We start from the raw sequence: 12,361 nt of genomic DNA, 5'->3' as shown, positions 1-12,361 counted from the left end.
CCCGGTTCACCAGGGTTGAGAGGAGGTAGGACATGGATAACGTATATATGAGATGCATCCTTGACAAAGTCTATTGTTTTTTCTAAAGCCTCAAAGGAGGTTTCAGAAAAATCAATTGGGACAAGTATACGGTCGGTGGCAAATAAGCTCATAGATTCACTCCTATGGCTTGTTTAAAAATATTATAAATACTAATCTTCTAGGAAGATTGAGTGACGGTAACTATTTTTCCAGCATTCAAGCGGTCCATATAGTCTTTAAGTTCAGTGGCTACTTTGCTACAGAGTAAGTAGCCACCGAAAAGATTAGGTAAACCCATAGAAAAAAGCATACTATCACTGAAATTAATGACTGCTTCTGGGTTAGCCACAGCTCCAATAAAGATGGTGATAAGAAATAATACTTTGTAGACAATCAACGTTCTCGAACCAAACAAATAATCCCAACAGATTTCACCATAGTAACTCCATGAAATCATGGTAGAGAAAGCAAAAAAGAACACAGAGATGGCAAGGAGGATGGGAAACCAACTAATTACACTCCCAAAAGCAGCAGCGGTCATTTCGGCACCACCGAAGTCAGCAAACTCAGGATTTTTGTATACTCCAGTGATGACTATTACTAGAGAAGTCATATTGCAGATGACCACAGTAACAATAAAAGGTTCGAGTAGGGCTATAATTCCTTCCCGCACTGGTTCCTCAGTCCTGGCAGCGGCGTGAGCCATGGCAGATGAACCAATACCTGCCTCATTAGTAAAGGTTGAACGCCTTAATCCCTGTACTAACACCCCAATCAAACCTCCCTCAACGGCTTGGGGAGAGAAGGCTTCTGTCACAATAGTTTCGATGGCAGATGGGATGCTGGAAAAATTGACAATTAGAATCCAGAGGGATGTCAAAATGTAGATCCCACACATGACGGGTACGATGGTACCAGCCACTAAGCCAATACGTTGAATGCCACCAATAATCACCAATGTCACTAGGCCAACCAGAATTAATCCATAAAGCCAGCCTCGATTGATCAGCCAGGGGACTACGCTGGCCATTACTTCAAAGGATTGGTTAGCTTGAAACATGCTCGAACCACCAAATGACCCAGCAATAGCAAAGATGCAAAATAGGAGGCTCACAATTTTCCCGAGTTTTTGATATCCCATTTCGGCTAAACCAGCCGAGAGGTAATACATTGGACCACCAGCTATAGTTCCGTCTGGTCTGACCACTCGATATTTTTGAGCCAGGGTACATTCTACAAATTTACTGCTCATGGCAAATAAGCCAGCAAGGGTCATCCAGAACGCAGCTCCTGGTCCTCCGATACTGATGGCAAAGGCAACACCGCCAATGCTACCGAGTCCAACACCAGCGGATAGGGCAGTTGATAGAGCTTGAAAGGAAGAGATTTCACCGTTTTGGTTGGGTTGCTCGTATTTGCCTAAGGCGATGTCAATGGCGTGTCGAAATCCCCAGATGTTGATGAAGTTCATCCTGAAGGTGAAGAATAGGCTACCACAGACTAGCCACAAGACAATCAGTGGCATACCACCGATGCTAAAGAAGAGTACATTAGATATGCCATTTAAGATTTGGTTAACAATAGCCGTGAGGTTAGTTAGAACCGAGTTGTTTGCTGCTAGAGCTAGAGTGGATGAGTAAAAAAAAATAGGATTTAGTGTCAACGTCTTTTAGCAATACTTTTTTACCAGGACTTACCGAGATTTCGAAGGGCAAAAGCCTTTAACTTATAGTTATGGGAATGAGCCCGTGGGGAATAAATTCCCCGTGAGCTAATTTTTATCTGGAATGCCGATACTGGCTATTTAGTATATAATAAAGAAGTGATCAAGCTGGGAAAATTACTCTTTGATATAAGTAGGCAGCGTAAAGAATGTGTCAAGAAAATGCACATTGCGCAAGTCTGGTCTAACGATCTGGTCGCCTGCGAAAGTCATTGGACAAAAAATTAGACAAAGCCTGGCAAGTCTTAGCAAAAACCATGAGTACGGTGGGGCACACCGGAACTTAGATCCATGATCTGAACGCTTGGGGAGATTTGGCCTCTACTGTGCTTGGTGTAAACCTGTCATGGCAAGTCAAGTCGTGGAGCCAAGAATCCCCCGGCTTATAGCTGTGGGGAGTGTCAAGTGTACTTTCCTGCTCGGATCAGGTGAAGGCATAGCAAAAGCTGGCACAACCAAGAAATCCTATCCATCGGAACAAACACTAACCAGCTACCTGTACGGCAACTATAGAAAAACAAATCCATGACCTACGCAATTATCGAAACTGGTGGCAAGCAACTGCGAGTCGAACCCGGTCGCTTTTACGACATCGAACTACTGCACGTTGAACCAGAGCAAAATGTCACCATCGACAAAGTCCTGTTCGTTAATCATGATGGTGAAATCAGCATCGGTCAGCCCTTAGTTGAAGGAGCAACCGTACAAGGAACGGTGATGCGACACTTTCGCGATCGCAAAATCATCGTCTACAAAATGCAGCCCAAGAAGAAAACCCGTAAGAAGCGGGGACACAGACAGGAAAAAACCCGTCTGATGATTGATGCTATTAGTATGAATGGTTCTGTGCTCGCCTCGGTTTCCAAAGCAGAGGAAGCACCAGTCTCAGCAGAAACTGCCCCTGAAGCACCAGCAACTGAAGCACCAGCAACTCAGGAAACCGCTGAAACTGCTCCGGAATAGTTTATGGCTCAGACTTGTGCATAGGGCAAAATTACCTCAAAATTCCCGTAAAAACACCTAAATATAAAGGAACATTATGGCTCATAAGAAAGGAACAGGTAGTACTCGTAACGGTCGTGACTCTAATTCCAAACGCCTAGGGGTCAAGCGCTACGGTGGTCAGTTTGTCAAGGCTGGCAACATCTTGGTACGTCAGCGAGGTACTAAGGTTCATCCTGGTACCAATGTTGGTCGCGGCGGTGATGACACTCTATTTGCCATGGCTGATGGCATAGTCACTTTTGAAAGAAGGGGCAAAAGCCAAAAAAAAGTCAGCGTTTACCCGGTTGAAACCGAAGCATCAGCTTAGATACAACAGTTTATAGTTGAGACTGAAATCCCTCCATCAGCAGTTGGCTGCTGTTGATGGTAACTGATGAGGCACCCCCGAGGGGGTGCTTTTCTCTTGAAAATATGTCTGGCAAAGACAAAAGGTAATGGGTAATGGGTAATCGTTAACTACCAATTACCCATTACCCGATAAGGGAGATGATAATTAGTCAACCGGTAAGCATTCAGCCGTCAGCTGTCAGCCGTCAGCTTTTAGCTCACGGCTGACAGCTTAAAATAAACCTTGAAAAGGATAATTTAATAGTTCCAGATTAATGAGAATTGAAAGTCTGGGGATTTGCCCTTGGCCGATAGCCACGCATCGCGCATAAGCTGATAGCTGATAGCTGATAGCTGAATGCTTACGTCAACCGGATTTAGACTTCACACTTGATAGGTCACACTTCATACTTTATGGCCCAACTTCTCTAATACAGGTCCAGTCGAAACCACGTGCCGTTCTAAACCCAGTTGCTTTGGACTAACCCCTAGCGCTAGGGCAACTAACTGGGGTAAATGCAATACTGGTAACCTGAACTGACGCCCAATCACCTTTTCTACCTCCGGTTGACGGGAGTCCAGATTAAGATGACACAACGGACAAGGGGTCACCATGCAGTCGGCACCAGCATCCAAGGCTTCCTGAATATGCCTCCCTGCCATCTTGAAGGATTGTTCTGTGGCATAACTAGAAATTGGCCAACCACAACATTGAGTACGACCTCGGTAATATACAGGTGTTGCTCCTACAGTGCGAAATACAGTTTCCATGGATTCTGGATGCACTGGGTCATCGTAGGGGATTGATGTCTGAGCTCGCAGCAAATAACAACCATAGAATGCAGCACATTTGAGTCCAGTTAGCTTACGACTCACCTGTGCGGCTAGGGCTTCCATGCCGTAATCTGCCACCAATGCCCACAGTAAATGCTTGACTTCCGTAGTGCCTTTGTAAGGAGAACAGCCTTCTTTTTTCAGCAAGCCATTGACTTTTTCCACATAAGCGGTGTCGGTCTCTTGGAATTCCTTTAAACGCTCATCTACATGACCAATTACTCCCTGACAGGTGCTGCAATGGGTTAACAGGGGTAGATTCAGCTCCTCAGCTAGGGCGATATTGCGAGCGTTAACAGTGTCTTCTAGGAGTTGGGAATCTTCTTTGAAGGTACCAGAACCACAACAAGCAGCTTTTTTCAACTCAATCAGTTCAATACCTAGCGCTTGGGTTAAAGCTGACGTAGATTGGTATAGTTCTCCACAGGCTCCTTGAGCAACACAGCCGGGAAAATAGGCATATTTGAGCGTAGCAGATGGCATAGTAATTTATACTTAATCGCCTTAAAGCGGTTAGAGATCAGCTCAAGGGTAACAGCTGATGCCCTAACCGTTACTAGCTTGTTCAAAATTCGTAACCGTAGCGCTTTAGTTCTTCGTGAAAAACGTACTGGACAATTTTTCGCGATCGCTCATTATAGTACTCTCGATAGTTTTTCTTTCTTTCTTCGGTTTTGTTGATCACTGGTATTTGCACTTTGAAGGGCACTCCAGCTTTATCCAGGACTCTGTCAAAATCATCCTGAAGGGTTTCAAAACGCATTACACTATCCATACCTTTGGTATAACTTCCATAGAGTGTATACGGTTCAGCGGGAAGACCTACAAACTGTTTAAGTCGGTTTCGATTAGTATTCCGAACCAGGGATTGAAGGGTTCGTTTCAGTCCATTGCCGTAAATAGAGCCATAGTGTTTCTCAATCCAATCATTAAATGAATGGGTTTTGCAAAATTCCATGTCTTCTATATAACCCGGTAGACGGTGAACCCATGACGTGGAGTCAGCGATAAAGTGTTGGTATTTTGAGGCTCTTTTTACATAGTCGGAAGCTAAACTGTCAAAAGGGTTGCGAATACAACTAAATTTTAGATAAGATGCTGCCTCTTTTTCTGTCAAAAGATTGCGTCTGAACATCTCTCGTAGAGAATGATGTCTTCTGTGCATCAAAAATTTTCCGTTGGCGTCTAGGATGTCTTGGGGGGGGACTAGTTCACCTTCTAGCTTTTTTTCGAGGACATCTTCTACTGCTGTGCAACCAGTTCGCGGTGCCATCAGGTAGAGTAAGCCGTATTTACGGCAAATCATTGCCATGAGCAAGCTCCTGTTATTCTAGGGATTATTATAAACAAGACGTAAGCTATCAGCATTCAGCATTCAGCTATCAGCATTCAGCTATCAGCATTCAGCTATCAGCATTCAGCTATCAGCTTTGGGCCTGTGGTCAGGCTACTGTTTGCGCAGCACCTCAAGTAGTGTGAGCTCTTAGCTGACGGCACCTCAAGTAGCGTGGCCAAAGGCCAACGGCTGACGGCTGACGGCTGACGGCTGACGGCTGACGGCTGATAGCTGACGGCTGATAGCTGAATGCTTAAGTTTATTGCTTTACTAGTTTCCACAGAAACGTTTTAATTTCGTAGGTTGGTTCAAGTTTATGGTTCCATTTGCCAATAAGTTCTGATTTATAGTTGTATTGTTTTTCGAATTTTTCTCGCAATTCCTTAGATGGATTATATAAAAATAAATCACTGAATTCATCGGTATTTTCGGGGATGATTAACTGTTTGCTTTTTTCGCCATTAGGCATCTTTACGGATTTGTCGCTTAACCAAGAAAACTTCACTTTGGAGTCGAGAAGGTAAGACAGGGAGATCACTTCCAGACTTTTTGTCAGCAAGAGGGGTTGGTCAGCCTGGTTAATGATTGCTGCTACCTGGGTATGGTTAGCACTAGTATACTTGTTCCACCAAAATTCTGCTTGAGAACTGATCACACAGGATAGAATTCCACCAGACAGTAGCAAAATCATTCCGAGTCGCCATAGCTTCTGTTGCCATACTCCCTGAAAAATACTAGTTACTTTGTTAGTTATTTTGTTAGTAAATAGGTAAGCAACTGCTAGCTGAATACCAAGATAACAGGGAATTAGATAGCGAGTTACGCTAGAACGCTTGCCTCCGGAAATTAAATCCGGTAGCACTAGGGCTAAGGCGGTAACTCCAATTAATGTCAAGATGAATAGACTAACTCGTTTGGGACTATGACGACAGAGAAAGTAAATGGCATAGCCGACTAGGATTAAGATTATTACAGAGACCACTACGCTGGGGAAATTTAAGCCTTGGTTGAGATCAAAGAAACTCCGATTAATATTAATCAGCCAGGTTTGGGCTAATGATGATAAGGGAACTTCTTTGAGTGCCCATTTGGTTTTGCTGGATACCTTAGAAAGGTTACTGTTAGAAACCAGTAACCAAGGGACAAATACCATCAAAGCCATTAACGATGATAGCCCATAGTAAACAATAATTTTACTGAAGCGGAACCGTTCTGTTACCAGTACATAGATGCCATGGCTGATGGCTACTAAGATAGAAAATAAAAAGGTATAAAATCCTGTCACTAACGTGAGGGCGTAAATTCCCCAGGTAGAGATAAAGTGTAGGATGTCTCTAATCTTACTGGTGGTGTTTCTTGGTTTGGTTAAGCGTATTGCCCGTAACAGTGCTGCACTTGATAGCAAAATAGTTACGCCCCATAAGCCATACTGTCTTGCTGCTTGGGCATACAATACCTGAAAGGGAGAAACGGCAACTAAGGCCATAGCTACCCATCCCACCAAGGACGACTCGAATAATTCTTGACATAACCAATAGATAGCAGGAAACATCAGCAAGCTAATCAGAGCTGAAAAACTTCTCCTCACTGCTACTGAATTCCCAAATAACTGCCCCCAAAATCGCGCCATCACGTAATAGAATGGGGGATGTTGAGGTTCTTCAAACGCCAATCCCTTAATCGTACCAATCAAAGTTTTTTCCGGATTTGTCTGCTGATACTTATGTAATTCTTTAATAGCGATCGCATCCCCATTGGAAATTTCTGGTATCATGTCTGACAATCGATAACCAGAAATCCGTAGCGAGGTAAAGGTTTCATCAATCCAGTAGTTTTTTTTGTCAATATTTACGAATCGAAACACTATTCCTAGCATCAACAGGATAATAATTAAAAGCCCTAACCAAGTTGATGTAAATCTACGAGTTTGCTGCAATTTGTTTACCATATAGGTTTACCATAGATGATATTCATTGTTATGAAGTACATTCAATTTTATTACCGCGACTCCCTCGGTGCGCTTTCCGTTGGCGAATTAAATTCGCCACGGGTCGCACCGCTCCCGACTCCCTAAAACCTTTTGCTGTTGACGGTCAACAGTCAACAGTCAACAGTCAACAGTCAACCGGTTATCATTATTTTTGCGTCACTCGCCAGTTGAGTTTTAGATTAATCCAGAAATTCCAGAAAGTAACGGCTGCGATCGCAATACCATTTGCAATCAGATAGTTAATTCCCAGGAGATTAAACAACAGATTCAACAACAGCACATTTAGGCACAAACCGATCAAACAGACCAGGTTAAACTTCAAAAACCGTTTCAAGCGCTTACCCCATCCCCACTGCTGACTCGCTATATCCCTAAATGTCCAGGCATCGTTCCAAATAAAGTTATTCATAATGGCCGCTTCAGCAGCAATAATTTTACTGCGGGTGAGTCCCCAACCCAAACTAGCAGGGTCATGGAGTAAGTAAAGCACAGTCATATCCACAAATACCCCACTGAATCCCACTAAGCCAAAACGAATAAACCGCTTTAAGGGGAAGGGAATGCCTTTTCTAAGTTTACCAATGGTTCCGAGAGAAAACCTTAACCGGAGTAAGTGTCTAATATAGTCTACATACTGTTTCCAGGTAACTTTGCTCTCTCCTGAGAGTCTCTCTTGAAATACATAGCCAACTTCTGCAATTCGGCCAATTTTTCCCCTAGCCAGCACTTCAATTAGAATCTTGTACCCCAGAGGATTGAGGTCTTTTTCCTGAATGGCACTACGGCGTACCATAAAAAAACCGCTCATTGGGTCAGAAACACGACCGATAACTTCTGGTAAAATCGATAATCCTAAAAGTTGAGCACCTCTGGATAAGAAACGCCTCACTACACTCCAATCACTAACACCACCATCGTCTACATGACGACTGGCAATAGCGATATCGGCTCCATCCTCCATTGCTACCAAAAGTTTTACTAATATCTCTGGTGGATGCTGTAAATCCCCATCAATTACCCCCAAAATTTTTCCAGTACCTACCTTCCAGCCGTGAATAACTGCTGTAGATAACCCCCGTTCATGCTGACGGCGAATTACCTGTAACTGTGGATAGTCCGACATCAGAGCCTGGGCGATTTCCCAGGTACGATCAGGACTATCGTCATCTACTACAATTAGTTCGTATTGGTTTGGTATAGCTTCATCGAGCAAATTGCTCAGGATTCTAATTAGCTCCCCGATGTTTCTACTCTCGTTATAGGTGGGAATCACCAAGGATAAGGAAGAATCACTAAGGTGAGATTCTTCTGGTGTTATGTAGTCATTACTGGTATCCAAAGACATACTCTCTTGGTTGATGGAATTTTTTTTAGGTTAATGGTGCTAGATGTTAGATGTTAGGTTTTGGGTTAATGGTGTTAGTACTTAATGTCTAGCGCGCCTAATACCTAGTGCTATCAAGCCTATGGCATTAGTCATTAGTTTAGTTATTAGTCACTAGTTATCAGTCATTAGTCAAAATACGTAAGCATTCAGCTATCAGCTATCAGCTATCAGTGCTATCAGACCAATTAAAGTAGGGTGGGCAAAGTAGTATAATCTAGAATACTCAAAAGAAGCAAACTGTTTTTGCCCACCCTACAAGCTGCTATCAGCGTGTCGCGGATCAGACCAATTAAAGTAGGGTGGGCAAAGTAGTATAATCTAGAATACTCAAAAGAAGCAAACTGTTTTTGCCCACCCTACAAGCTGCTATCAGCGTGTCGCGGATCAGACCAATTAAAGTAGGGTGGGCAAAGTAGTATAATCTAGAATACTCAAAAGAAGCAAACTGTTTTTGCCCACCCTACAAGCTGCTATCAGCGTGTCGCGGATCAGACCAATTAAAGTAGGTTGGGCAAAGTAGTATAATCTAGAATACTCAAAAGAAGCAAACTGTTTTTGCCCACCCTACAAGCTATCAGCCAAAGTCTGACGGCTGACCGCTGACGGCTGAATGCTTACCAAAATACTAATGAGTAATGAGCAACGACTCCCCAATCAGGCTTGAGCGTAATGGTTTAGTAGTTGCTCTATGTTAGTTGCTCTATGTTGCTCTATTTAGTTGATCTATTTATAATCCTACAGTAGAATTATACTAATTTATTCAGGGTGTCAAGTAGTCAACCTCAAACCTGTCTATCAATCCTGGTCGTGCCCTGAATTTGAGGGTTCAATCCCATCTAATCACGGGGAAACTTCCCATAACTTTATGTAACTGACGTTATGTAAATATTTCGTGATGTGTTTAGGGGCTCAAACTCTCTACTTAACCAAAGGCTAGGGGAATTAGGCGGGGATTATGTAAAGATTATGTAAAGTTTTAAGCTAATCAAATTATTTGCTTATTATTAAGGATTAAGCTTATGAAGCTAAGTGTTGTAATACCCTGTTTTAACGAAGTCAACACAATTGCCAATGTTATTGAAGCTGTCAAAGCATCTCCGGTTAAAGAGTGCGAAATTATTGTTGTCGATGACTACTCAACGGATGGCACTAGAGAGATTTTAGAGTCATCACTAGAATCCCAGATTGACCATGTTGTCTATCATCACAAGAATCGGGGCAAAGGAGCTGCCTTACGGACTGGGTTTGGCTTGGCTACTGGAGATATCGTAATCGTTCAAGACGCTGATTTAGAGTACGATCCCCAGGAATATCCCTTGTTAATGCAGCCGATTATTGATGGCAAAGCGGATGTGGTTTATGGCTCCCGTTTCGCTGGCGGTGGTCCCCATCGGGTAGTGTACTACTGGCATATGGTGGGCAATAAATTTTTAACCATGCTCTCCAATATGTTTACCAATATTAACCTTACCGATATGGAAACCTGCTATAAGGCATTCCGGCGTGATCTTATCCAATCTATCAAAATCGAAGAATCTCGGTTTGGCTTTGAACCAGAAATTACTGCTAAGGTTGCCAAAAAGAAATGCCGCATCTATGAAGTAGGAATATCTTACTATGGTCGCACTTACGAAGAAGGAAAAAAAATTGGCTGGAGGGATGGGTTTCGGGCAATATTATGTATCCTAAAATACAATCTTTTTCCTTAGTCATAATCTGATGGTGGGCAGTCATAATCCGATGGTGGGCAGTGCCGAGCAACCCTATTACAAACTTCGGAATCTGTCTGATACACTGCCCACCCTACATGAACTTTTGGTTAATCACTTACTCCCTACTCCCTATTCCCTATTCCCTATTCCCTATTCCCTATTCCCTTTGCTATAATAACTAACTATGTTGGCTTTGCTCCCTCTGATTACCTTCACTGTTTTATTTCTCTTCATCTATCGTTACAATTATTGCTGGCGTAGTTCCCTATTGTGGACAGCTATTACCTGGGGAGTCTTATTAACCTTTATCACTGAAGTTTTAAGTTTATTTAAGTTAATTACTTGGGGTTGGTTAGCGGGAATCTGGGGTTTACTGAGTCTGACGTTGATTTTTGCTTACTTTCGGACTGTTAAACCAGGACGAGTCACCCGCACCCAGGATTCACAACATGGGATTGGGCAAAATGGGATTGGGCAAAGCTCACCCTCCACGAATGGGCAAAATCCAAACAATGGGAATGCCCAAATCTCTGGTTTTTTACTGGTATTACTTGGAGGTATAGGATTTCTGGTCGCTACCGTAGGCTTAACTGCTATCGTTGCGCCTCCCAATACCTGGGATTCCATGACTTACCACATGAGTCGTGTCCTTCATTGGATGCAGCATCACAGTGTTGCTCATTATCCTACCCATATTCCCAGACAGCTTTACCAAAACCCTTGGGCTGAATTTACGATCATGCATTTTCAACTCCTGAGTGGGGGCGATCGCTTAGCTAATCTTGTCCAATGGTTCAGTATGATTGGTAGCGTGATTGGGGTATCTCTGATTGCTAAAGAATTGGGAGCGGCGATACGAGGACAGGTTTTTGCTGCTGTCGTCGCTGCGACTATTCCCATGGGAATCCTACAAGGGTCAAGTACCCAGAATGATTATGTGGTTTCGTTCTGGGTGATTTGTTTGGCTTACTTTATTATTTTGACTATCAAATCCAGAGTTAGCTGGATTAATATATTAGGGGTTGGTGCTACCATGGGGATGGCTATTGTTACGAAAGCAACAGCCTATATTTATACATTACCCTTATTTATTTGGTTTTCACTGATGATGATTAAGCGCCTACGTTGGCGATGGTGGAAGCCAATTTTAGCGGTAGGGGTTATTGTTATTTTACTTAATCTTGGTCACTATATCCGTAACTTTGAATTGTATGGCACTCCAATTGCCACGGCTTCAGAAGAACTACGATATACTAATGAAATTTTTACAACGTCAGTATTAGTCTCCAATATTTTGAGAAATATTGGTCTTCACCTGGGAACACCGATTGGGATTATTAATGCTATATCTAATAAGATAATTAATTTATGCCATCTTGTTTTAAGTGTAGATATTAGTGACCCCCGCACTACCTATACCGGAAACTTTGGGATTCCTGGTAGCTTATCAACTCTGGGAATTAATGCTACGGAAAACAACACCAGCAACACCCTTCATCTAGTTTTAATCGTTTTTTCAGTCATCGCTTGTTTCATCCAACGACAGGGTCGAAAGCAACGCTATATAATCAGTTACATTGCTGTGATTATTAGCATATTTCTGCTATTTTGTTTCCTGTTGAAATGGCAATGGTGGAACAGTCGGCTTCATTTACCAATTTTCTTACTTTTTTCTGCAGTAGTTGGAATAGTATTGTCCCAAATTAAGCTACGTCAAGTTGCCAATGTTATAGCAGTGGTTCTGATCATCACATCATTACCATGGGCATTATCTGGCAGAGAACGACCTCTTCTGGGCGCTAACAGTATTTTCAACACTAGCCGTACTGAGCAATATTTTAACAGTAAGTCTCGAATCCAATCAGCTTACCTCGGTGCTAGTGATATTTTGAAAAGTAATAAATGTACAGATATTGGACTGTATTTAGGTGACAATGACTGGGAATACCCATTATGGATACTGTTACAAGAACAGACTGATTCACCAGTGAGGATTGAACATATAAACGTTAAGAATACATCAGCC

General features: G+C 42.7%; 12 protein-coding genes. 5 read left to right on the top strand and 7 right to left on the bottom strand.

Annotated elements, in window-relative coordinates; translation table 11 throughout:
* A partial coding sequence (locus F6K37_RS44700) for a universal stress protein (RefSeq protein WP_353737297.1) occupies positions 1–152 on the bottom strand: 152 nt, incomplete at its 3' end.
* A 47-nt stretch (positions 153–199) separates the two neighbouring features.
* Positions 200–1,684, bottom strand: a complete 1,485-nt coding sequence (locus F6K37_RS19495; protein WP_502708044.1) for an alanine/glycine:cation symporter family protein — start codon at positions 1,682–1,684, stop codon at positions 200–202.
* Positions 1,685–2,269: 585 nt separating this feature from the next.
* On the opposite strand from F6K37_RS19495, the gene rplU reads away from it, so the two are divergent.
* Together rplU and rpmA are read left to right on the top strand one after the other, a co-directional pair.
* On the top strand, positions 2,270–2,707 hold the full coding sequence (gene rplU, locus F6K37_RS19490) for a 50S ribosomal protein L21 (RefSeq protein ID WP_008188488.1): 438 nt from the start codon (positions 2,270–2,272) through the stop codon (positions 2,705–2,707).
* A 76-nt stretch (positions 2,708–2,783) separates the two neighbouring features.
* Positions 2,784–3,056 carry a 50S ribosomal protein L27 gene (gene rpmA, locus F6K37_RS19485; protein WP_008188487.1) on the top strand — a complete coding sequence of 91 codons (273 nt, stop codon included), beginning with the start codon at positions 2,784–2,786 and terminating at the stop codon, positions 3,054–3,056.
* A gap of 425 nt (positions 3,057–3,481) precedes the next feature.
* Here the strand turns inward: rpmA and F6K37_RS19480 are convergent, their stop codons facing one another.
* The 5 genes from F6K37_RS19480 to F6K37_RS19460 form a co-directional block, all read right to left on the bottom strand.
* Positions 3,482–4,393 (bottom strand): CoB--CoM heterodisulfide reductase iron-sulfur subunit B family protein, encoded by a 912-nt coding sequence (locus F6K37_RS19480; RefSeq protein ID WP_287251649.1) that lies wholly within the window; start codon positions 4,391–4,393, stop codon positions 3,482–3,484.
* Positions 4,394–4,475: 82 nt separating this feature from the next.
* Positions 4,476–5,222, bottom strand: coding sequence for a sulfotransferase family 2 domain-containing protein (locus tag F6K37_RS19475; protein WP_071102962.1), 747 nt, complete (start codon positions 5,220–5,222; stop codon positions 4,476–4,478).
* A 98-nt stretch (positions 5,223–5,320) separates the two neighbouring features.
* A complete protein-coding gene (locus tag F6K37_RS19470) occupies positions 5,321–5,527 on the bottom strand; it encodes a hypothetical protein (protein WP_287251647.1) in 207 nt (68 codons plus the stop codon).
* The gene (locus tag F6K37_RS19465) at positions 5,506–7,194 is read right to left on the bottom strand and encodes a glycosyltransferase family 39 protein (protein ID WP_287251646.1); all 1,689 of its coding nucleotides are present in this window, start codon (positions 7,192–7,194) and stop codon (positions 5,506–5,508) included. Before F6K37_RS19465 ends, F6K37_RS19470 begins: the two co-directional genes overlap by 22 nt.
* Positions 7,195–7,381: 187 nt before the next feature.
* A complete protein-coding gene (locus F6K37_RS19460; RefSeq protein WP_287251645.1) occupies positions 7,382–8,581 on the bottom strand; it encodes a glycosyltransferase in 1,200 nt (399 codons plus the stop codon).
* Between the two features lie 1,061 nt (positions 8,582–9,642).
* Here F6K37_RS19460 and F6K37_RS19455 point away from each other — a divergent pair.
* The 3 genes from F6K37_RS19455 to F6K37_RS19445 form a co-directional block, all read left to right on the top strand.
* Positions 9,643–10,332: a glycosyltransferase family 2 protein gene (locus F6K37_RS19455; RefSeq protein ID WP_008188476.1), complete on the top strand. Its 690-nt coding sequence runs from the start codon at positions 9,643–9,645 to the stop codon at positions 10,330–10,332.
* Positions 10,333–10,342: 10 nt separating this feature from the next.
* Positions 10,343–10,510 carry a hypothetical protein gene (locus F6K37_RS19450; protein ID WP_158026223.1) on the top strand — a complete coding sequence of 56 codons (168 nt, stop codon included), beginning with the start codon at positions 10,343–10,345 and terminating at the stop codon, positions 10,508–10,510.
* A gap of 9 nt (positions 10,511–10,519) precedes the next feature.
* A partial coding sequence (locus F6K37_RS19445; RefSeq protein ID WP_287251643.1) for an ArnT family glycosyltransferase occupies positions 10,520–12,361 on the top strand: 1,842 nt, incomplete at its 3' end.

The organism is Moorena sp. SIO4E2 (assembly GCF_010671945.1).
GTDB classification, from domain to species: Bacteria; Cyanobacteriota; Cyanobacteriia; order Cyanobacteriales; family Coleofasciculaceae; genus Moorena; species Moorena producens.
This window is presented reverse-complemented; position numbering and strand designations above follow the sequence as displayed.